Source organism: Pseudomonas sp. MPC6 (assembly GCF_006094435.1).
Classification (GTDB): Bacteria; Pseudomonadota; Gammaproteobacteria; order Pseudomonadales; family Pseudomonadaceae; genus Aquipseudomonas.
The window spans coordinates 2,006,625-2,029,672 of record NZ_CP034783.1 but is presented as its reverse complement, the minus strand read 5'-3'; the positions used below and the strand labels follow the sequence as shown (position 1 = coordinate 2,029,672).

The window sequence follows — 23,048 nt, the reverse complement described above, 5'->3', positions numbered from 1 at the left end:
GCCCGGACGTCTCATGCGCAGTCGCCTTTTAAGTCTTTTGTCCTGTTTCCTTCTTACTGCCACTGCCGTTCAAACCGTCCAGGCCGTGGATTTGTCCACCCAACGCCAGTATTACGACGAAGCCAAGCGCGCCCTGGCCAAGGGTGACACCGGTCCGTATTTTCGCTACAGCCAGGCCCTCGCCGATTATCCGCTGGAACCGTACCTGGCGTATGACGAGCTGACCGCGCGCCTGAAATTCGCAAGCAATGCCGAAATCGAGAAATTCCTCGCCGAACACGGTGACCTGCCCCAGGCCAACTGGATGAAATTGCGCTGGTTGCGCTGGCTGGCCGAACGCGGCGACTGGGCGACCTTCGTCAAGTATTACGACCCGAAGATGAATTTCACTGAGCTGGACTGCCTCAACGCGCAGTACCAGATCACCCATAACCAGAAAACCGAAGGCTACGCCAACGCGCAAAAACTCTGGCTGACCGGCAAAACCCAACCGGCCAACTGCGACACGCTGTTCGGTATCTGGGCCGCCGAAGGCCAACTGACCGAGCAGCGACGCTGGGAGCGCACCAAGCTCGCGGCCCACGCGCGCAACTATCCGCTGGCCAACAGCCTGGTCAACGGCCTGACCACCCTCGCCCCCCGCGGCCGCCTGCTGGTGGAAGTGGCGCAAAAACCTGAACTGCTCAACGACCCGGCGCGCTTCATCCCGGCCGACGAGCCGATGTCCGACGTGGTCAGCCTCGGCCTGCGCCGCTTGGCACGGCAGGATCCGGACCGGGCGATGCAGATGCTCGACGGCTATGCCAGCAGCATGCACTTCTCCCGCGACGAAAAAGTGGCGATCGCCCGGGAAATCGGGCTGTCCCTGGCCAAGCGGTTCGACCCTCGGGCGTTGGACATGATGACCAAATATGACCCGGAACTGCGCGACAACACCGTGTCGGAATGGCGCATGCGCCTGCTGTTGCGCCTGGCCCGCTGGGACGAAGCCTACCAGTTGAGCCGCCGCCTGCCGCAGGACCTGGCGACGACCAACCGCTGGCGCTACTGGCAGGCGCGCAGCCTGGAACTGGCGCAGCCGCAGAGCCCGGAAGCACAGACGCTCTACAAGGGCCTGGCCCGCGAGCGTGACTTCTACGGGTTCCTGGCCGCCGATCGCTCGCAGTCGCCCTACTCGCTGAACAACAAACCGCTGGTGCTCAGCCAGGCCCTGATCAACAAGGTGCGCAACACCCCGGGCATCCGTCGGGCACTGGAGTTCCACGCCCGCGGGCAAATCGTCGACGGTCGTCGCGAGTGGTACCACGTCAGCCGCCACTTGAGCCGCGATGAAATGGTCGCCCAGGCCAAACTGGCCTATGACCTGAAATGGTATTTCCCGGCGATCCGCACCATCAGCCAGGCGCAGTACTGGGACGACCTGAACATCCGCTTCCCGATGGCCCACCGCGAAACCCTGGTGCGTGAAGCCAAGGTCCGTGGGCTGCACTCGAGCTGGGTGTTCGCCATCACCCGCCAGGAAAGCGCCTTCATGGAAGACGCCCGTTCCAGCGTCGGCGCCAGCGGCCTGATGCAGTTGATGCCCGGCACCGCCAAGGAAACCGCGCGCAAGTTCAGCATTCCACTGGCCTCGCCACAGCAGGTGCTCGATCCGGACAAGAACATCCAGCTCGGCGCCGCGTACCTGAGCCAGGTCCACGCCCAGTTCAACGGCAACCGCGTCCTCGCCTCCGCCGCCTACAACGCCGGCCCCGGCCGTGTGCGCCAGTGGCTGCGCGGCGCGGACCACCTGAGCTTCGACGTGTGGGTGGAAAGCATCCCGTTCGACGAAACCCGCCAGTACGTGCAGAACGTGTTGTCGTACTCGGTGATCTATGGCCAGAAGCTCAACTCGCCACAGCCGCTGGTGGATTGGCATGAGCGGTATTTTGACGATCAATGATCCTGTAAACGCGCTCATGTAGGAGCTGGCTTGCCAGCGAAAGCGGTCTGCCAGCCAACACCTCTGCTGAATGTGCCGCCGCCTTCGCCGGCAAGCCGGCTCCTACACAGGATCGGCGTCGTCCACGATTTCGTGTTCACAGAAGATCCCCTGTAGGAGCTGGCTTTCCAGCGAAAGCGGTCTGCCAGCCAACACATCTGCTGAATGTGCCGCCGCCTTCGCCGGCAAGCCGGCTCCTACACAGATCGGTGGCGTTCACCGATCTGGCGTTCGCTGAAAATCCCCTGTAGGCGCTGGCTTGTCGGATCGCCGCACCGCAGCGAAAGCGGTCTGCCAGCCAACACCTCTGCTGAATGTGCCGCCGTCTTCGCCAGCAAGCCGGCTCCTACACGGGATCGACGTCGCCCACGATTTCGTGTTCACAGAAGATCCCCTGTAGGAGCTGGCTTGCCAGCGAAAGCGGTCTGCCAGCCAACACCTCTGCTGAATGTGCCACCGTCTTCGCCGGCAAGCCGGCTCCTACACGGGTACTTTGCCGGACTCGGGATTATGTATACCCCGATTGCCTATAGGAGAAGACCGGATTCAGCCTTGCCGTCACTGAACTGCAACGCCGCCAACCGCGCATACAACGCATTGCTCGCAATCAACTCCTGATGCGTCCCCACCGCCACCAGTTTCCCCTGATCCATCACCGCGATCCGGTCGGCGTTTTTCACCGTGGCCAGGCGGTGGGCGATGACCAGGGTGGTGCGGTTTTTCATCAGGCTGGGCAGGGCTTGCTGGATCAGGTGTTCGCTCTGGGCATCGAGGGCGCTGGTGGCTTCGTCGAGCAGCAGGATCGGCGCATCCACCAGCAGCGCCCGGGCGATGGCCAGGCGTTGGCGCTGGCCGCCGGACAGGCCGAGGCCGGCATCGCCGAGGTGGGACTGGTAACCGTTGGGCATGGCTTCGATAAAGTCATGGGCGTAGGCGATTTTGGCCGCCTCCCTGACCTGGGCCAGGGTCGCCGCCGGGTTGCCGTAGCGGATGTTCTCTTCGATGCTGCCATAGAACAGGGCCGGGCTTTGCGAGACCAGGGCGAAGCAGCGGCGCAGGTCCAGCGGGTCGAGTCGGGTCAGGGGGATGCCGTCGAGCAGGATGCGGCCCTCGGCGGGATCGTAAAAGCGCAGGAGCAGGTCATACACCGTCGACTTGCCAGCCCCGGACGGTCCGACCAGAGCCAGGGTTTCGCCGGCGTTGATGGTCAGGTTCAAGCCATCGACGGCGTAGCTTTCCGGACGCGACGGGTAGGAAAAACGCAGGTCTTGCAGCACCAGGTCGCCCTTGACCCGTTCCGGCAAGGTCACCAGGCCGGTGGTCGGTGGCTGGATGATGTTTTCCGAGCGCAGCAACTCGGCAATCCGCTCGGCGGCGCCGGCGGCGCGCTGCAATTCGCCGATCACTTCGCTCAAGGTGCCGAACGCACTGCCGACGATCAGGCTGTAAAACACAAAGGCCGCCAGTTCACCCGCGGAAATCCGCCCGGCAATCACATCCATCCCGCCGACCCACAGCATCACCCCGACCGCGCCCAGCACCAGCAGGATCACCAGGGTAATCAGCCAGGCGCGCTGGAAGATGCGTTTGCGCGCGGTGTCGAAGGCCTCTTCCACGGTCACGGCGAAGCGCTGCTCGTCCTGGGCCTGATGGTTGTAGGCCTGCACGGTCTTGATCTGGCTCAGGGTTTCGGAGACGTAGCTGCCGATGTCGGCAATCCGGTCCTGACTCAGGCGCGACAGGCTGCGCACGCGGCGGCCGAAAATCAGGATCGGCGCGATCACCAGGGGCAAGGCGATCACCACGATGCTGGTGAGCTTGGGGTTGGTGATGAACAGCAGGACAATCCCGCCGATCACCATCAGCAAATTGCGCAGGAACAGCGACAGCGAAGAGCCGATCACCGATTGCAACAAGGTGGTATCGGCCGTCAGGCGCGACTGGATCTCGGAGCTGCGGTTGTCTTCGTAGAACCCCGGGTGCAGGTAAATCAGGTGGTTGAACACCTGGCGGCGGATGTCCGCAACCGCGCGCTCGCCGATCCACGACACCAGGTAAAACCGCGCGAACGTGCCGATCGCCAGGCCGAGCACCAGCAGCAGGAACAGGCCAATGGACTGATTGAGCAAGTGCGGCGACTGGGTCATGAACCCCTGGTCCACCAACAGGCGAATGCCCTGGCCCATGGACAGGGTGATGCCGGCCGTGACGATCAAGGCGAGCAAGGCACCGAGGGCCGGCCAACGATACGGCGCGAGAAAACGACTGGCCAGGCGGAACGCGCGGCGTTGACGAGCAGAGAGCATCAGGACCATCCCTGTACAGGATACAGCCATTAATCGGGCCAGCCTGCACCGCTCAATGGGGGCGCAAACGGTGTAAATCACAATGAGTCGGGTTAATTATGACCGCAATGTCTAGCCTCTAGACGCTATTGGTCTAAAGTTCCGGTGGCAAGCGCGCAGTATTTCTGGTGGACTGATATTGCCGCCCGGAAAGACCGCAGGGAGTTGTCACAGCCCGGTCACCTGGCGGCTCTACAGTAAGCACACAACCTGATGAGGAGACAGGCCATGTCCTTGCAGAACAGCAGCGATGACAAGATTGAAGTGATCCGCACACAGCCAGACCAGTCTCTGGGTTGCTCGATTATCGATGAAGAAGGGCGCGAAGTACCGATCACTGAAGGCATGATCCAGGACGCTTGCCGCGAACTGGAACAGCGATTGGTCACGCCTGCCAAACAAGATTGATATAGCCACCGTCTTCTTGACCCGGCCCGGGAGGCCGGGTTTTTTATGGGTGCTGATCCGGCAAATGGGGTGCGTCATTCGCGGGCAAGCCTCGCTCCTACACGCATGACCCGTAGGAGCGAGGCTTGCCCGCGAAGGGGCTGACCCGGTCCCTAAACCGCCACCGCCCCCAGCGCCAGCACCATCTTGTGCAGCACAGGGGAATCCCCCTCGATCCGCACCTGCAACCCATCAATCTCCCGCCGCAGCGGATAATGCTTGCGCAACGCATCAAACGCCGCCCGCTGCTCGCTCACACTTCCGACCAGACTGCGGCGAAAATCCGCATCGTCGCGGCGCGGGTCGTACACACCCCGGCACACCATCGCCAAGGCCCAGGCCGGATCGCTTTGCCCATTCAAGGTCACCTGCGACAACCAGGGCGCCGGCAGCAGATCGCTCAAGCTGACCTGCTCCGGTTGCCCGAGGAACCGGCAATACGCCTGATAGATCTGCGCCGTCCCGCGCTGCTTGCCGTCAAGGCTGTAACCGGCAATGTGCGGCGTCGCCAGCACGCAGAGTTCGGCCAGCGCCACATCGACTTCGGGCTCGCCTTCCCAGACATCCAGCACCGCTTGCAGGTCTTCACGCTGCAACAGCACCTGGCGCAACGCGGCGTTATCCACCACCGGGCCACGACTGGCGTTGATCAGCCAGGTCCCGTCCTTGAGTTGATTCAGGCGGTTCTTGTCCAACAGATGCCAGGTCGACTGCGCACCGTGCTTCTTCAACGGCGTGTGCAGGCTGATCACGTCGCACTGTTCGATGATCTGCTCGAGGCTGACGTAATCGCCGCCTTCGGCCGCTTGCCGGGGTGGATCGCAGACCAGCACCTTCCAGCCCAGCCCTTGCAGGACCTTGACCAACCGCCCCCCCACCTCGCCGGCCCCCACCACCCCGTAGGTGCGCTGCGTCAGGTCGGCGCCTTCGATCTCGGCCAGGGTCAGCAGGCTGCCCAGCACGTAGTCGACCACGCCCCGGGCATTGCAACCGGGCGCGCTGGACCAGGTGATGCCGGCCCGCTGAAAGTAATCCAGGTCCAGGTGATCGGTGCCGATGGTGCAGGTGCCGACAAACCGCACCTTGCTGCCCTCGAGCAGCGCGCGATTGACGTTGGTCACCGAACGCACCAGCAGCACATCCGCCTGTTCGACGGTCGCGCGGTCGATGGAACGTCCCGGCACCCGGCGGATTTCACCGAAACCTTCGAAGAAGGCATCGAGCAGCGGGATATTTTCGTCGGCAACAATCAGCATGGCAGGCTCCTTTGGCGGGTTGGCAGTGTAGGCGGAGATGACCGTGGTGGGCCAGCGGGCATCGCTCACCTCATACGAAAAGACCCCGCCCCCTGTAGGAGCTGGCTTGCCAGCGAAGACGGCCTGACATCCAACATCAATCTCGCCTGACCCACCGCTTTCGCTGGCAGCCAGCTCCTACAGGGGGGCCGTGTCGATCGCAGGACCCAGGCACGACGCCAGTTCCCGTGTAGGAGCTGGCTTGCCAGCGAAGACAGCCTGACATCCAACATCAATGTCGACTGACCCACCGCTTTCGCTGGCAAGCCAGCTCCTACAGGGGGGCCGTGTCGATCGCAGGACCCAGGCACGACGCCAGTTCCCGTGTAGGAGCTGGCTTGCCAGCGAAGACAGCCTGACATCCAACATCAATGTCGACTGACCCACCGCTTTCGCTGGCAAGCCAGCTCCTACAGGGGGGCCGTGTCGATCGCAGGACCCAGGCACGACGCCAGTTCCCGTGTAGGAGCTGGCTTGCCAGCGAAGACAGCCTGACATCCAACATCAATGTCGACTGACCCACCGCTTTCGCTGGCAAGCCAGCTCCTACAGGGGGGCCGTGTCGATCGCAGGACCCAGGCACGACGCCAGTTCCCGTGTAGGAGCTGGCTTGCCAGCGAAGACAGCCTGACATCCAACATCAATGTCGACTGACCCACCGCTTTCGCTGGCAAGCCAGCTCCTACAGGGGGGCCGTGTCGATCGCAGGACCCAGGCACGACGCCAGTTCCCGTGTAGGAGCTGGCTTGCCAGCGAAGAAGGACTGACATCCAACATCAATCTCGCCTGACCCACCGCTTTCGCTGGCAAGCCAGCTCCTACAGGGGGGCTGTGTCGATCGCAAGACCCAGGCACGACGCCAGTTCCCGTGTAGGAGCTGGCTTGCCAGCGAAGACGTCCTGACATCCAACATCAATCTCGCCTGACCCACCGCTTTCGCTGGCAAGCCAGCTCCTACAGGGGGCCGTGTCGATCGCAGGACCCAGGCACGACGCCAGTTCCCGTGTAGGAGCTGGCTTGCCAGCGAAGAAGGCCTGACATCCAACATCAATCTCGCCTGACCCATCGCTTTCGCTGGCAAGCCAGCTCCTACAGGGAATGTGGAGCGCCCCAAGGAACCCATTACAAAATCCCAACACAGGACTTTTCCTGACCAACGCGTCAAGGCGTAGAATGCCCCGCCCCGCGCATCAAACACCTTTGGACGTTCCGCCCTTGAATTCCGTAACCGACCGCCCCGCCGCTCCCGCCCTCACCCGCCCCGCCCGAATTCGCCTGGAGCTGAAAACCCTGCTCGCCCTGGCCCTGCCGATCATGGTCGCGCAGCTGGCGACCACCGCCATGGGCTTCGTCGATGCGGTGATGGCCGGCCGGGTCGGGCCGCGGGACCTGGCGGCGGTGGCGCTGGGCAACTCGATCTGGGTCCCGGTGTTCCTGTTGATGACCGGCACCCTGCTGGCCACCACGCCGAAAGTCGCCCAGCGGTTCGGCGCCGGCACCCACAGCGAAATCGGCCCGATCGTCCGTCAGGCCCTGTGGCTGGCTTTGGTGGTGGGTTTGATGGCGACCGTCATGCTATTCAGCGCCGAACCGATCCTGCACCTGATGAAAGTCGATCCCGAGCTGATCGACCCGTGCATGCAATACCTGCACGGCATCGCCAGCGGCCTGCCCGCCGTCGCTATCTACCATGTGCTGCGCTGCTTCAGTGACGGCCTCGGCCGCACGCGCCCGGCCATGGTCCTCGGCTTGTGCGGGCTGGCGCTGAACATTCCGCTGAACTACATATTCATCTATGGCCACTTCGGGGTGCCGGCCATGGGTGGCGTCGGGTGTGGCTGGGCCACGGCGATCGTGATGTGGGTGATGGCGCTGGGCATGGCCGGCTGGGAACGCTGGGCGCCGGCCTACCAATCGAGCAAGCTGTTCAGCCGTTTCGACTGGCCGCAATGGTCGGTGATCAAACGCCTGCTGGGCATCGGCCTGCCGATCGGGATTGCGGTGTTCGCCGAGTCGAGCATCTTCGCGGTGATCGCCCTGCTGATCGGCAGCCTGGGCGCAACCGTGGTCGCCGGGCACCAGATCGCGCTGAACTTCAGCTCGCTGGTGTTCATGATCCCCTACTCCCTCGGCATGGCCGTGACCGTGCGCGTCGGCCAGGCACTCGGGCGCCAGCAGCCGCGCGAAGCGCGCTTCGCCGCCGGAGTCGGCATGGGCACGGCGCTGGCGTATGCGTGTATTTCCGCGAGCATGATGCTGCTACTGCGCGAACACATCGCAACCATCTACACCGCCGACCCGATGGTGATCCAGGTGGCGTCGATGCTGATCGTGTATTCGGCGCTGTTCCAGTTCTCCGACGCGATCCAGGTCACCGCGGCCGGCGCGCTGCGGGGTTATCAGGACACCCGGGTGACGATGATCCTGACCCTGTTCGCCTACTGGGGCATCGGTTTGCCGGTGGGCTACGCCCTGGGCCTGACCGACTGGTTCGGCACCCCGAGCGGCCCGAGCGGGTTGTGGCAGGGCCTGATCGTCGGCCTGAGCTGCGCGGCGCTGATGCTGTCGATCCGCTTGACGCGCAGTGCCCGCAAACAGATCCGCATCAGCCGTTCGGCGGGTTAAGGCAGAGCCGCTGACGCACAGCGCACGCAGATGCCCCTGTAGGAGCTGGCTTGCCAGCGAAACACCTGAGAGCGCCACGTTTAACCGATAGAAACGCGTAATCGTTGACGACCTTCGCTGGCAAGCCAGCTCCTACAGGGGGCCAGCGTTTAACCGGACTTCTTGCGGATCCAGTACAGGTAAGTGCCTGCCTCTTCCTGCTGCGCCACCAGTTCATGGTCGAGAAACACGCAGAACTTGGGAATGTCGCGACGGGTCGACGGGTCGGTGGCGATCACCTTCAGCAGGCCGCCGGGCACCAGGTCACGGATGTGCTGGTGCAACATCATCACCGGCTCCGGACAGTTGAGGCCGCTGGCGTCGAGGGTGCCGTCTACCGGCGTATCGGTCATTTCACTCATGGTTCACTCCTGAAACTTGCCGGCATTGTCGCTCATTGCCGGGTGTTCGGTCATCTTCGTCATCACACCGCCCCCCTGTGTAGGAGCTGGCTTGCCAGCGAAGGCGGCCTGACATTCAACATCAATCTCGCCTGACCCACCGCTTTCGCTGGCAAGCCAGCTCCTACAGGGGCCGTGTCGATCCCAGGACCCAGGCACGACGCCAATTCCCGTGTAGGAGCTGGCTTGCCAGCGAAGGCGGCCTGACATCCAACATCAATCTCGCCTGACCCACCGCTTTCGCCGGCAAGCCAGCTCCTACAGGGGGCCGTGTCGATCGCAGGACCCAGGCACGACGCCCGTTCCGTGTATCACCGGGATTTCGGTTTCTTCACGTCCAGCCGCCGCAGGTGACAGGTCACTTCTTCCCGGTCGTGATACAGCTGCTTGCAGCCAATCTCAACCCGAATCCCACGCTCCTTGAACCCGTCGGCAATCCGCTCCAGCAAGCGCTTCACCTCGGCATACCGCTGTTTCATCGGCAACTTGAGGTTAACCACCGCTTCCCGGCAATGCCCCTCGCCAATCCACTCCTCCAGCATCGCCGCATTACGCGCCGGTTTCTCGACGATATCGCAGACCATCCAGTCCACCGGCTGCCGCGGCTTGAAGGTAAAGCCGTCAGCCATCAAATGCTGCACCAGCCCGGTCTCCATCAGGCTCTCCGCCATCGGCCCATTGTCGATCGCGGTCACCAACATGCCCCGATTGACCAGCTGCCAAGTCCAGCCACCCGGCGCGGCGCCAAGGTCCACGCCGGTCATATCACTGTGCAGCCGCTCATCCCACTGATCCCGCGGAATAAAGTGGTGCCAGGCCTCTTCCAGCTTCAAAGTCGACCGGCTCGGTGCCTCACGCGGAAACTTCAGGCGCGGAATGCCCATCGGCCACATCGCCGAGTTATTCGACTCCGCCAGCCCCATAAACACTTCACGCCCGCTTTTAAACGTCAGCAGCAACCGCGGTTTAGAAGGATCTTCCACCAACTTGCCAGCCGCCATCAGCGCCTTACGCAAATGCCCCTCAAACTTCTTGCAGAAATTCGACAGCTCCTTGCCATCATTGGTGTCGACCATCTCCAGCCACAAGCTGCCGCACAGCGGAAAATCCGCCATGTGCGCAAGAATCACGCTGATACGGTCAGTTTCCGGCAGATCGATGAAAATCCCCCGAGCCCACTGCCGCGGAAAAATAAGCTCGGCAAAACGCTGGCCGCGCATCAAGCGCTCGGCGCCGTCTTCCTCGGTGCAGATAAATTCGGCGCAGGCGCTGGCGGTCTTGGCCTTGGCATAACCGGCCACGTTCAGCCGTGCGGCGTGTTCGGAAATCTCGGAACAGACTTCGCCTTCGAAGCCCGGCCGGCAATGCATAAAGAGGGTGTTCATTGAATCTCCTGGCAATCGGCAATGAATCGCTGCGCAACTTGCCCTGTAGTAAAGCCTGTCACGAAAACCGGCGCATGATAGCCGAGTTCGGAACCTTGGACTTGTCCATAGAGTCCAGTTATTAGCCAGCTACTGAAAACAGGGCTAGCTTTAATGCTCTGTCCGTCCCCTCAGTCCGTGCCGTGCGGACTTCAAGGAGTGATCGCAATGCCGTCCCTCGATAGCCTGAACACCCTTAAAACCCTGCAAGTCGACGACAAGACCTACCACTATTTCAGCCTGCCGGAGGCCGCCAAGAGCCTCGGCGACCTGGACCAGCTGCCGATGTCGCTGAAAGTCCTGCTGGAAAACCTGCTGCGCTGGGAAGATGAAAAAACCGTCACCGGCGCCGACCTCAAGGCCATCGCCGCCTGGCTCAAGGAGCGGCGCAGCGATCGCGAAATCCAGTACCGCCCTGCCCGCGTGTTGATGCAAGACTTCACCGGCGTGCCCGCGGTGGTCGACCTGGCCGCCATGCGCGCCGCCATGGCCAAGGCCGGGGGCGACCCGCAGCGCATCAACCCATTGTCGCCGGTGGACCTGGTGATCGACCACTCGGTGATGGTCGACAAATTCGGCAGTGCCAGCGCCTTTGGCCAGAACGTCGACATCGAAATGCAGCGCAACGGTGAACGATATGCTTTCCTGCGCTGGGGCCAGAGCGCCTTCGACAACTTCAGCGTGGTGCCACCGGGCACCGGCATCTGCCACCAGGTCAACCTGGAATACCTCGGGCGCACCGTCTGGACCAAGGACGAGGACGGCCGCACCTACGCCTTCCCCGACACCCTGGTCGGCACCGACTCCCACACCACCATGATCAACGGCCTCGGCGTACTCGGCTGGGGCGTCGGCGGGATCGAAGCGGAAGCGGCGATGCTCGGCCAACCGGTGTCGATGCTGATCCCGGAAGTGATCGGCTTCAAACTCACCGGCAAGCTCAAGGAAGGCATCACCGCCACCGACCTGGTGCTGACCGTCACCCAAATGCTGCGCAAAAAAGGCGTGGTCGGCAAATTCGTCGAATTCTACGGCGACGGCCTCGCCGACCTGCCGCTGGCCGACCGCGCGACCATCGCCAACATGGCCCCGGAATACGGCGCCACCTGCGGCTTCTTCCCGGTGGACGACATCACCCTGGACTACCTGCGCCTCTCCGGCCGGCCATTGGCCACGGTCAAACTGGTCGAGGCCTACAGCAAGGCCCAAGGCCTGTGGCGCCTGCCCGGCAAAGAACCGATCTTCACCGACAGCCTGGCCCTGGACATGGGCAGCGTCGAAGCCAGCCTCGCCGGGCCGAAACGCCCACAAGACCGCGTCTCCCTGCCCAACGTCCCACAAGCCTTCAGTGACTTCACCGACCTGCAATTCAAACCCACCAGCAAGGAAGAAGGCCGCCTGGAAAGCGAAGGCGGCGGTGGCGTCGCCGTCGGTAACGCCGACCTGGCCGGCGAAGCGGACTACGACTACGAAGGCCAGACCTACCGCCTGAAAAACGGCGCCGTGGTCATCGCCGCCATCACCTCCTGCACCAACACCTCCAACCCGAGCGTGATGATGGCCGCCGGCCTGGTGGCAAAAAAAGCCGTGGAAAAAGGCCTCAAGCGCAAACCCTGGGTCAAGAGCTCACTGGCCCCCGGCTCGAAAGTGGTCACCGACTACTACAAGGCCGCCGGCCTGACCCAATACCTCGACGAACTCGGCTTCGCCCTGGTCGGCTACGGCTGCACCACCTGCATCGGTAACTCCGGCCCGTTGGCGGAACCGATCGAAAAAGCCATCCAGCAAGCCGACCTCACCGTCGCCTCGGTGCTCTCCGGCAACCGCAACTTCGAAGGCCGCGTGCACCCCCTGGTGAAAACCAACTGGCTGGCCTCCCCGCCCCTGGTCGTCGCCTATGCCCTGGCCGGTACAGTGCGAATGGACATCAGCAGCGAACCCCTGGGCACCGACAAAGACGGCAACCTGGTCTACCTGCGCGACATCTGGCCGAGCAGCAAGGAAATCGCCGACGCCGTGAACCAGGTCAACACCGCCATGTTCCACAAGGAATACGCCGAAGTCTTCGCCGGCGACGAACAATGGCAGGCGATCGAAGTGCCCCAGGCCGCGACCTACGTCTGGCAGGACGACTCGACCTACATCCAGCACCCACCGTTCTTCGACGACATCGGCGGCCCGCCCCCCGTGGTCAAGGACATCGCCGGCGCCCGAGTCCTCGCCCTGCTCGGCGACTCCGTCACCACCGACCACATCTCCCCGGCCGGCAACATCAAGGCCGATAGCCCCGCCGGCCACTACCTGCGCGACAAAGGCGTGGAACCGCGCGACTTCAACTCCTACGGCTCCCGTCGCGGCAACCACGAAGTGATGATGCGCGGCACCTTCGCCAACATCCGCATTCGCAACGAAATGCTCGGCGGCGAAGAAGGCGGCAACACCATCTACATCCCGACCGGCGAAAAAATCCCGATCTACGACGCCGCCATGCGCTACCAGGCCAGCGGCACCCCGCTGGTGGTCATCGCCGGCCAGGAATACGGCACCGGCTCCAGCCGCGACTGGGCCGCCAAAGGCACCAACCTGCTCGGCGTCAAAGCCGTCATCGCCGAAAGCTTCGAACGCATCCACCGCTCCAACCTGGTCGGCATGGGCGTACTGCCCCTGCAATTCAAACTCGACCAGAACCGCAAAAGCCTCAACCTCACCGGCAAAGAAACCCTCGACATCCTCGGCCTGACCGGCGCCGAACTGACACCGCGCATGAACCTGACCCTGGTCATCACCCGCCCCAACGGCCGCCAAGAAAAAATCGAAGTGCTGTGCCGGATCGACACCCTCAACGAGGTGGAATACTTCAAATCCGGAGGCATCCTGCACTACGTCCTACGCCAACTAATAGCCTCCTAAACCCACCAAACCGGGGTTGGTGCCAACACCAACCCCACATCGGCTTCCTGGCCGTCCACACAATCCATGCCCCCCACAGCCCCCTGTAGGAGCTGGCTTGCCAGCGAAAGCAGTCTATCAACCAACAAAAATATCACCTGACACACCGCCATCACGACCAACCCCACGCCCCAAAAAAGCTTTATATGATGCCTCCAATCCAACACCCACCCCCAATACCTGTGGGAGCAGACTTGCCCGCGATGGCGTCCTATCATCCCCGGAGTGCTCCTAAAGATTGTCGGTGAACTCCATAAGCGAAACCCGCCCCCAGCAATGCTCCTGTGAAGCTTCTAAACCTTGGTAAAATCCATCCTGTACCCCGCCCCCGGCGCCCCCTCATGCAACGCCGACTGAATCCCCGCATACAACGCATTCGCTTCAGCCGCAGTAATCGATCGCGAACAATCCCGCAGCACAACCCGCAAAAGCACATTCTCCTGCCCCGGCAGCAGCCCAAGGCGTTCAACCGCCTGCACAGGTACTTCCGAGAACACCCAGCGCCCCTTGACCCGCATCTCCTCGATCCAGTCAGAACAGTCGCCAGCCGCTTGCAGCATTCTCTCGGTCAACACTTCCTCACTCAGCCCAGGCGTGACCGCCAACGAAATGTCACGAGCAATCGAAGGCAAACGTGATACGGCGCTCCATGGTTTCAGATCATGCATCTGCGCCTGAACCCGTACGTTCTGATCACGCAGCAAACGAATATCCGGGATGCCTTTGCGTAGCATGGTTAGGCGATCCAGCCCCATACCAAGCGCCAGCCCTCCATGTTGCAACGGATCTATCTTCAGGCGCTGCAGTAAAGAGGTCGCAATACGTCCGCACTCCAGGACTTCGACCGGTGCGCCGTCATTCAACACATTCACTTCAATTCCGCCTTCGGTGTAGTGGTGCGGACTATTGCTGTAGACCCAGGGCTTGTCCGGTACAGCTGATTCAAGGATGTCGCTGACCAGACGTAACAAGTGCTCATGCGTCGACAGCTCCGGATCACCGAGCACCCAGACGTCCATTTGATGCGGTTCCGCACAATGCCATCGATCCCTGCTATCGCGCCGAAACGTGATACCTGGCGCGGCCATCAGTATCATCTCCCCCGGTTGCCGTACTTCAGCCGCACGCTGCAGCGCCGCCGGAATTTGACTGGTGGTCTGCGTTCGCAGCAGGGAGTGCTCATCGACCCACCGGGTGTGTTCACTGCCCAGGGTGATTTCTGTCGGGTCATAACCAAGCAAACCGTAATTTTCTTCAGCGGTGACGATGCGCGGTCCTGTCTGGATTTTTGCCTGGGGCCAGCCTTTTTCAACAAGCCCCAAGAGAACTTCATCCAGCAATAGCCGAATGGCGTGATCGTGAGTGCTTTTCTCCGTGAAGTCTTGCAGTAACAGGGCTTGATGGACGGCTGTCTCTGTCAGGTATTTCTTTGCTGTTTGCACTCACTAATCCTCTATTAACGGTTGAATCTTTAGATTCAATAAAACCATCAATAAACTTAGCGAAATCCGATTGTCAGTCATAGCCAAAATTTGGAAAGTGTTGAATTTTCGGAATAGGACTACAGACGTTACTTACATAAGTAACCCAAAAATACTCCAAACAACTTAAATAACTTGATGAGTTATAAAACACAGCCAAATCTGGCGGAAGCACAAATCAAGGAAAGGATTGGCGCAAGCTCCCCACAAGAATCGTCGCAGCAAACACCCAACCTGTGGCGAGGGAGCTTGCGCCTGCTGGGCTGCGTAGCAGCCCCAAAAAAGGTCGCCGAGCTTTCCCTGAAAAACCGCAGTCACCCTTTTGGAACCGCTTCACAACCCAGCAGGCGCAAACTCCCTGGCCACAAGTAGTCATCGTTACTCGGAATGATCTATCCGATCCAACGCGCGATTCACCGCCAACTCGCCCAGCATGATGACTTGCGCAATACCCAACAGGGAATTGCGGCTTGTCCCATCCAGATGATCCGCCAGGTCCATGGCCATGACATTGGCCGACGCCAGGGATTCGCAAGCGTGGCCCAGCAGGGTTTCGACATCAACTTGCGGGTTGACGATGAACATGCTGTCGAGTTGCCTCGGAGTGGCTTTGATAACGGCGGTGTGGGCGGCAGGGTTGGCGTAGAAATCGAGGGCGCGTTTGACAACCTCGTCGTATTTTTCTGAATCGGGGGGCTCGTGCAGCGATGTCGGATCGGTGTCCGGCGGGTTGGGCGTTACTTTAAACATAGATGAAACTCCAGATAATAAAGTGGAGCCATCACCCTCGCTACCAAACGTGGGTGGCGGCCATACGAAGGTTGGTAGACCGGTTACCTGGCAACCCGGCGCGCTCGAGAGCGCCCTACGCATGGCCACCATAAAACCGAGGCCTGAAAAGGCCTGCAAACGGTGGCGCTATGCGCCGGGTAACCGGGCTACCAAACCCGATCGCTGTTTTTCAGCGACCGGCAAACGATAGAACCCAAGCCCAAGACGCACAAGCCGGCGGATTCTGACGTAATCGTAGGTAATGGAGCAAGACGTTGTAGCCTGTGCGAAACAACCTACAGACCTTTTAAACACGCACCGCCAGAGGATGTTTAATACGCCAATTACGCGACAAAAACATGAACTGCAGATACGCACGGCCCCTGTAGGAGCAAGCTTGCTCGCGAAGACGCCCGCCCAGTCAATATGGATATCGCCTGACACACCGCCCCCCCCAACAAAGTTTATATGCTGACCATAATCCCACATCCAACTTCAATACCTGTGGCGGTAGGCTTACCCGCGATAACACTGATATCGCTGACACACCGCTTTCGCGAGCAAGTCGAATCGTCGCACTGCCACTCCCACATGAATTGCGCTTAACTGACAGGCATTGGAGCTTTGCCCGATAGCCTCAATGCCCACCTGACACCAAGCCCCACCCAAGGAAGACCCATGCTCCGACTGCCCTGGCCCTACCTGACCCTACTCACCGCCGGCTACGTCCTCGCACTCACCTACGGCCAACTCGACCTCCAGGCAGCCCTCCCCCTCACCCTGCTCCTGCTCGCCGGCCTCGCCATCCAGCCACAAAACCACCCCTACGCCCGCTACCTGGGCCACACCCTATTCATCCTCCTCGCCCTGACCCTGGCCCTCCACTACCTGCCAGGCTTTTACAACGCCCAAGTCATCCCCCCACAACGCTTCAGCGAAAACGCCATCCCCTTCTCGATGTACCTGAACCTCGACAAACCCCTGATCGGCTTCTGGCTCATCCTCGCCTGCCCCTGGATCATCGCCCAACGCTCACTCACCCAAACCCTGAAAACCAGCGCCATCACCCTGAGCCTGACCGCCCTGCTCACCCTCGCCAGCGCCTGCCTGCTCGGCATCATCGAATGGTCACCGAAATGGCCCGACATCGCCCGACTCTGGCTCCTCAACAACCTCCTGCTGATCACCCTGGTCGAAGAAGCCCTGTTCCGCGGCTATATACAAGGCGGCTTCACCCAGCGACTCAAACACCTGCCCTACGGCGAACACTTCGCCCTGCTAGGCGCAGCGCTACTGTTCGGCCTGGCCCACTGGGGCGCCGGTTGGCAATGGGTATTCCTGGCAACCCTGGCCGGCATCGGCTACGGCCTGGCCTACCGCTACGCCGGACTGGCCGCCGCAGTCGCCACGCATTTTGGTTTGAATCTGCTGCACTTTGGCCTATTCACCTACCCGATGCTGGCATAATAATATTGCTAACAAAAGCAAACACCCGTATGGCAGAAAGTAACAGCCAATCCTTGACCCTCCCCCCCTGCGCCTCTAAAGTGCACGCTTTTGAAATGGCCCCGGCAGCAGCAATGCACCGGAGAATGCCGTACTGTTGCGTTGGAAAGGAATTCCACCCCCTCCTTCCTGCTGCCTGTGCGGTCATCACACTCGATCTCGCAACCATCGCAGCCCTATGTTCAATAAAATCCTGGTCGTATGCGTCGGCAATATCTGCCGCAGCCCCACCGTCGAAGCCCTGCTTAAAAGCAGACTGGCCCATCGCGGCATTGACGTCAGTTCGGCGGGCCTCGGCGCGCTGGTAGACAAACCCATGGATAGCACCGCGCTGGAAGTACTGCGCGAGCATGGCGGCGATCTCCCGGACCACAAAGGCCGGCAACTGACTCGCGAACATCTGCAACAAGCCGATGTGATACTCGCTATGGAAAAACGCCATGTGGACCGCATCGTCGAAATGGCTCCGGAAGTGCGCGGCAAGACGTTCCTGCTGGGCAAGTGGCAGGACAACCAGGAAATCTCCGACCCCTACCGTCAGCAGAAAGTCGCCTTCGAACACGTCTACCAACTGATGGCGCAAGGCGTCGACAGCTGGTCGCAAAAATTATAATCACCTCTTGTAAAAGTACCCCGCATGCCAAGCCAAAACAGCCTACCCATTCAGGAACACCGCGACGACGATGACAGCATCGATCTGCTCGCGCTACTCGGCACCTTGATCGATAGCAAGTGGATCATCATCGGCATCACCGCGTTGTTTTGCGCAATCGGTGTTGCTGTCGCTCTGTTGTCAACGCCGATCTACCAGGCGAATGCACTCGTCCAGGTAGAGGAGAAAAAAGGTGGCCTGGCTGCCTTGGGCGGCATGGCGGAAATGACCGAGATGTTCGGTGGCACCTCACCGGCGGTGACCGAAATCGAGTTGCTCAAATCCCGGGCGGTGCTGGGCAAGGCGGTGGAGAACCTAAAGCTCGATATAATCGTTGAGCCTAATTACTTCCCGCTGATCGGTCACTTTTTGAGCCGGCACTTCAAGCCAAGCAGTGAAAACGAATTAGCCTCACCCTTGCTCGGCTTAAACAGCTTTACGTGGGGCGGGGAAAATCTCGACATCTTCCAGCTGGAGGTCCCAGATGAATACTTGGGTGAACCGCTTACGTTACGTGCAGAAGGCAATGGCGCGTTCACGCTAATCAATGAGGACGACCAACTCCTTGTAAAAGGTCAGGTTGGCGAAAAATTGGAGCAAAATGGCTTCAAGGTGCAAGTCGCTACCCTCAATGCTAATTCAGGCTCGTTATTCAGCGTAACCAAACAGCGTCGCCTCAATACCATTTTGCAGTACCAGGACGATGTGTCTGCAATTGAGCGCGGCAAAGAGTCCGGCATCATCGCACTGTCGCTAGAAAACGAAAATCCCGCACTAGCCAACAAGGTGCTGGATGAAATCAACCGCCTCTATGTATTGCAGAACGTCCAGCGCAACTCCGCCGAGGCCGCGCAAAGCCTTGAGTTCCTGCGAACCCAGCTACCGGATGTGCGCAAGCAACTGGAAAAAGCCGAAGGCCAGCTCAACGCCTACCAGACCAGCGCCCGCTCGGTGGACATCACCATCGAAACCAAAGCCGTGCTCGATTCGATCGTGGCCCTGGAAACGATAATTTCCGAGTTGAAGCTCAAGCAAGCAGAAATGGAACACCGCTTTACCCGCGAGCACCCGGCCTACCAAGCATTGATGACACAGATGAGTCAACTCGATCAACAGAAACGCACGCTGGAAAAAAAGGTCAAGAACCTGCCGGAAACCCAGCAGGAGCTGCTGCGCCTGGCCCGCGACATGCAAGTGACGACCGAGATTTACACCCAGCTGCTGAACAAAACTCAGGAACTAGACATAGTTCGCGCGGGTACGGTGGGCAACGTGCGCATCATCGACTCAGCTGATGCGAATATCGAGCAACCGGTCAAACCGAAAAAACCGCTGATTGTGCTGATCGCCACCCTGTTCGGCGGCTTGATTGCCGTGGCTTACGTACTGCTCCGCAAAGCGTTGAATCGCGGCATAGAAGACCCAGAGGCCATTGAACAGCTAGGCATCCCAGTTTATGCCTCGATCCCGCTCAGCAAGGGACAGTCCCTTATAGAAAACAATACAAAAGGTAACGGACGCGCAAGCACCGGCTCGCTACTACTGGCGGTGAACAACCCCGCAGACCTAGCCATGGAATCGTTGCGCAGCCTGCGCACCAGCCTGCACTTCGCGACCCTGGAGGCCAAGAACAACATCTTGATGATCTCCGGCCCGAGCCCGGCCGTGGGAAAATCCTTCGTCTCGTCGAACCTCGCGGCCATTATCGCCCAGACTGGACAGAAGGTTCTGCTGGTCGACGCTGACATGCGCAAAGGCTATCTAAATAAGCTGTTCCGCCTGGACGTGAGTAATGGCTTGTCTGACCTACTGGCCGGCAAGATCGACCTGACCACAGCAACCCATTCGACGGAAGTGGAAAACCTGCATGTCGTCACTCGCGGGCAGATCCCACCGAACCCGTCGGAATTGTTGATGCACAGCAATTTCACCCAGTTCCTAGAAAATGTCAGCAGCCAGTATGACCTGGTGATCATCGACACCCCACCGATCCTAGCGGTTACCGATGCCGCCCTGGTCGGACGCCAGGCCGGCACAAGCCTGATCGTAACCCGTTTCGGCGTTAACGCTGCCAAGGAAATTCAGGTGACCAAGCGTCGCTTCGAACAAAACGGCATCGACATCAAAGGCGCAATTTTCAACGCAGTGGAACGGAAAGCTTCGGCCTACGGTTACGGCAACTACAGCTACTACCAGTACGAATACGCCTCAGACAAATAGCACACCGGAATATCGGGGCAGCACCGCTGCCCTGATCTACCCACGAGAGCTTCCCGCATGCCTCCCCAGCATCCGCCACCCCGCTGGTACCTGATCCAGTGCAAACCACGACAAGACTCACGCGCCGAGGAAAACCTGACGCGCCAAGCCTTCAAGTGCTACCGCCCCACCCATAACATCGAACGCATCCAGCGCGGCCGCCGCACCACTTCGATGGAGTCATTGTTCCCTGGCTATCTGTTTATCCAGCTCGACCAACTGAATGATAATTGGCACCCCATCCGCTCAACTCGCGGCGTGAACCAATTGGTAACGTTCGGCAAACAGCCTATCGCCGTGGCTGACGAACTCATCGAACAGCTCAAACAACAACTTAGCGAAAAACCGCAAGAATCCGTATCTTTTGAGCCCGGAGACCGCGTGCGAATCAACAGCGGCAGCTACAAAGAACTCGAGGCTATATTCTTGGCCCGCGACGGAGCCGAACGCATCGTAATCCTCCTGCACCTCCTGCATCGGGAACACACTCTAAGCATCCCGATCAGCGCCATAGAAAAAACTTGACCCTACGCCCCGCCCTCTAAAACAAAAACAATACATCCGCCTCACTATCACCATCCCCGTCACATCCCGCCCCGCCACACCCGCACACTCCCCGCCTGCAGGAGCCGAGCTCGCTGAAATAGTGATCGACCTTAAGCCACACCTCCCAACCCAAACTCAAACTCAAAACTGACCTGCCTATGAAACCCCACATCTCAGCCCCTCCAGCAATCCACGTAGCGCAAAAAAAATCATAGCCAAATGCCATCACAGTCACACTATCTCCAACCAAAACTCACATCTGTACCGCTTGGAGCATCAATTACCAATAAAAAGTTCTAGAATCCCAGACATTCCGCTTACTAAATCCGTGACCCATTACTCAAAACACACAGTCCCGCATGTAGGATCTTTCAGAGAGGACTGTATTTGCCTTCACTTTTCCTACCAAATCAGTAAAATGTGCCGTCGGCTGAGAAAACAACTCATTTCGGCAGGATGCCATTGCACAGACCTCGCGTCGTGCAGCAGTCAAGGAAAGACTCATCTCCTCTGCGCGCCATGAACCGAGCAAAGACTCGGCCCTGCCTGATTGATCCTTTCTCCCTAAAAATTGCCAGCGCTTGTGCATACGGCTCACGTCGCACCCACGGCGCACGTTCTCAGGAAACCAACGGTGAATCCTGGGGCGGTAGCGTGCCCAAAACCTTGATATTGGCCAAGGCAAGTGCGTCCCCTGCTACGGATACGGGGAACGCCACGACAACGACCGGTTTGTGCCTCAGGCCCAAACAGTAACTCCAGCTGCATGGAGGTTATTCCTCCTCCCAGCGGGCACAGCCTGGAAGGCTATGCCCATTCCAACGCGAGGGACTTTATCTTGATTCGCAAGCGCAGCACTACAATGCCAGCAGGTCGTAGCCTTACATTCTGGGCCCAATGGCTGGCCGCAATCTCCGTTCTCATCCTCCTGCTTTGCGCACTGGCTGTGATGAAGACTGGCGAAGTCGATACCCAATACCGCATGCTTGCGGCTCTCATGCTGCTCGGTTCAGTACCGGCTTACACCATGATGCAGGTTTATCACAAGCAGCATGGGTATCTCGCCGGGCTTGGCCGCCTGCTTGCCGGTTGGTTGGCATTGCTCTGCGGTCTGACGGTTGCGGCTTTCATCACAAAGACCAGCGAGCTATTCTCCCGTGAAGTGATAATTATCCTGGCGGTGGCCGGCTTCGCGCTACAAGCCTGCCTGTACCTGCCGCTACATAACCTCTCCAGACGCTACCAGCAGAGGATCCAGGCAGCTCGCACCTCGCTGATTATCGGCACCGGTGACCTTGCACTAGATCTCGCGGACAAACTGGCTCACCAAAAAAAAGAACCTCTAATAGGTCTGGTGGCTGCGGACGATCTGCCGTTACCAAGCAACAACGTGTACCCCATCCTAGGCAGTCTCGCCCACCTGCGCGACTTGATCGCTACTCATCGCATTCGTCGGCTCTACATAGCATTACCCCTGACGGAAGCCGAGAAAATCGAAGAGCTCTATATTGATTTGCTCGACTCCAGCGTCGACGTGATCTGGATTCCCGACCTGCGCAGCCTGATTCTGCTTAACCACTCTGTATCGGAAATCGAGGGACTCCCCGCAATCCACCTCAATGAGAGTCCGCTGACCTCTTACCCCACCGCGGCACTCTCCAAAGCCTTACTGGATCGCACCGTCGCGCTGATCGCCATCATCCTGCTCAGCCCCGTGTTGCTGGCCACTGCCCTAGCCGTGAAAATGTCATCGCCCGGCCCGGTACTATTTAAGCAAAAACGCCATGGCTGGAACGGCAAGATCATCAAGGTCTGGAAGTTCCGCTCAATGCGAATGCACGATGACCATCAAGTTAGGCAGGCCAGCCGTGAAGACCCACGCATCACTCGCGTAGGCCGGTTTATCCGCCGCACCTCTATCGATGAGTTGCCGCAACTGTTCAATGCCCTACAAGGTCGCATGTCACTGGTGGGCCCACGCCCTCACGCCGTTGCCCATAACGATTACTACACCGGCAAGATCGACGCCTATATGGCCCGACATCGAATCAAACCGGGGATTACCGGATTGGCGCAGATCAGCGGCTGTCGTGGCGAGACCGAAACACTGGACAAGATGGAAAAGCGTGTGGAACTTGACTTGGCATATATCAACCACTGGTCGCTTTGGCTGGATATCAAAATTCTGATCAAGACTCCATTTAGCTTGTTTTCGAAAGACATCTACTAACCCATTCCTGCAAAGCAATGTACGTGGCATACATCCTTATTTTTGAATTTTCAGCTACGTAACATAAGACCTTGCAGCCCTCCACAAAGAAAAGGGC

The 23,048-nt window shown here is 59.9% G+C and carries 15 protein-coding genes; 9 read left to right on the top strand and 6 right to left on the bottom strand.

The window, feature by feature from the left end:
- Positions 1 to 13: 13 nt before the first annotated feature.
- A complete protein-coding gene (locus ELQ88_RS11545) occupies positions 14 to 1,942 on the top strand; it encodes a transglycosylase SLT domain-containing protein (protein ID WP_138965141.1) in 1,929 nt (642 codons plus the stop codon).
- A gap of 566 nt (positions 1,943 to 2,508) precedes the next feature.
- Here the strand turns inward: ELQ88_RS11545 and ELQ88_RS11530 are convergent.
- On the bottom strand, positions 2,509 to 4,296 hold the full coding sequence (locus ELQ88_RS11530) for an ABC transporter transmembrane domain-containing protein (protein ID WP_178084751.1): 1,788 nt from the start codon (positions 4,294 to 4,296) through the stop codon (positions 2,509 to 2,511).
- Between the two features lie 258 nt (positions 4,297 to 4,554).
- Between ELQ88_RS11530 and ELQ88_RS11525 the strand changes: the two genes are divergently transcribed.
- Complete coding sequence (locus tag ELQ88_RS11525) at positions 4,555 to 4,734, top strand: PA1571 family protein (protein WP_138965137.1); 180 nt, start codon at positions 4,555 to 4,557, stop codon at positions 4,732 to 4,734.
- Positions 4,735 to 4,886: 152 nt separating this feature from the next.
- Here the strand turns inward: ELQ88_RS11525 and pdxB are convergent, their stop codons facing one another.
- Positions 4,887 to 6,029: a 4-phosphoerythronate dehydrogenase PdxB gene (pdxB, locus tag ELQ88_RS11520; RefSeq protein ID WP_138965135.1), complete on the bottom strand. Its 1,143-nt coding sequence runs from the start codon at positions 6,027 to 6,029 to the stop codon at positions 4,887 to 4,889.
- A 1,254-nt stretch (positions 6,030 to 7,283) separates the two neighbouring features.
- Between pdxB and ELQ88_RS11495 the strand changes: the two genes are divergently transcribed.
- Positions 7,284 to 8,693, top strand: coding sequence for an MATE family efflux transporter (locus ELQ88_RS11495; RefSeq protein ID WP_138965125.1), 1,410 nt, complete (start codon positions 7,284 to 7,286; stop codon positions 8,691 to 8,693).
- A gap of 149 nt (positions 8,694 to 8,842) precedes the next feature.
- On the opposite strand, the gene tusA is transcribed toward ELQ88_RS11495, so the two are convergent.
- Together tusA and rlmM are read right to left on the bottom strand one after the other, a co-directional pair.
- The gene (tusA, locus tag ELQ88_RS11490; protein ID WP_168187343.1) at positions 8,843 to 9,085 is read right to left on the bottom strand and encodes a sulfurtransferase TusA; all 243 of its coding nucleotides are present in this window, start codon (positions 9,083 to 9,085) and stop codon (positions 8,843 to 8,845) included.
- A gap of 359 nt (positions 9,086 to 9,444) precedes the next feature.
- Complete coding sequence (rlmM, locus tag ELQ88_RS11485; RefSeq protein WP_128870463.1) at positions 9,445 to 10,518, bottom strand: 23S rRNA (cytidine(2498)-2'-O)-methyltransferase RlmM; 1,074 nt, start codon at positions 10,516 to 10,518, stop codon at positions 9,445 to 9,447.
- Positions 10,519 to 10,725: 207 nt separating this feature from the next.
- Here rlmM and acnA point away from each other — a divergent pair, with 207 nt between their 5' ends.
- Positions 10,726 to 13,467 carry an aconitate hydratase AcnA gene (acnA, locus tag ELQ88_RS11480; RefSeq protein WP_138965123.1) on the top strand — a complete coding sequence of 914 codons (2,742 nt, stop codon included), beginning with the start codon at positions 10,726 to 10,728 and terminating at the stop codon, positions 13,465 to 13,467.
- A 332-nt stretch (positions 13,468 to 13,799) separates the two neighbouring features.
- On the opposite strand, the gene ELQ88_RS11475 is transcribed toward acnA, so the two are convergent.
- Complete coding sequence (locus ELQ88_RS11475; protein WP_138965121.1) at positions 13,800 to 14,948, bottom strand: hypothetical protein; 1,149 nt, start codon at positions 14,946 to 14,948, stop codon at positions 13,800 to 13,802.
- A gap of 417 nt (positions 14,949 to 15,365) precedes the next feature.
- Positions 15,366 to 15,737: a DUF6124 family protein gene (locus tag ELQ88_RS11470; RefSeq protein ID WP_128870460.1), complete on the bottom strand. Its 372-nt coding sequence runs from the start codon at positions 15,735 to 15,737 to the stop codon at positions 15,366 to 15,368.
- Positions 15,738 to 16,436: 699 nt separating this feature from the next.
- Here ELQ88_RS11470 and ELQ88_RS11465 point away from each other — a divergent pair.
- The 5 genes from ELQ88_RS11465 to ELQ88_RS11445 all read left to right on the top strand — a co-directional run bounded on the left by ELQ88_RS11465 (position 16,437) and on the right by ELQ88_RS11445 (position 22,951).
- Complete coding sequence (locus tag ELQ88_RS11465) at positions 16,437 to 17,225, top strand: CPBP family intramembrane glutamic endopeptidase (RefSeq protein ID WP_138965119.1); 789 nt, start codon at positions 16,437 to 16,439, stop codon at positions 17,223 to 17,225.
- A 217-nt stretch (positions 17,226 to 17,442) separates the two neighbouring features.
- Positions 17,443 to 17,877 carry a low molecular weight protein-tyrosine-phosphatase gene (locus ELQ88_RS11460; protein WP_138965117.1) on the top strand — a complete coding sequence of 145 codons (435 nt, stop codon included), beginning with the start codon at positions 17,443 to 17,445 and terminating at the stop codon, positions 17,875 to 17,877.
- A gap of 24 nt (positions 17,878 to 17,901) precedes the next feature.
- Positions 17,902 to 20,136: a polysaccharide biosynthesis tyrosine autokinase gene (locus ELQ88_RS11455; RefSeq protein ID WP_138965115.1), complete on the top strand. Its 2,235-nt coding sequence runs from the start codon at positions 17,902 to 17,904 to the stop codon at positions 20,134 to 20,136.
- A gap of 57 nt (positions 20,137 to 20,193) precedes the next feature.
- Positions 20,194 to 20,700, top strand: coding sequence for a transcription/translation regulatory transformer protein RfaH (rfaH, locus tag ELQ88_RS11450; protein WP_138965113.1), 507 nt, complete (start codon positions 20,194 to 20,196; stop codon positions 20,698 to 20,700).
- An 883-nt stretch (positions 20,701 to 21,583) separates the two neighbouring features.
- Positions 21,584 to 22,951, top strand: coding sequence for an undecaprenyl-phosphate glucose phosphotransferase (locus ELQ88_RS11445; protein WP_138969497.1), 1,368 nt, complete (start codon positions 21,584 to 21,586; stop codon positions 22,949 to 22,951).
- The last annotated feature ends 97 nt before the right edge of the window (positions 22,952 to 23,048 follow it).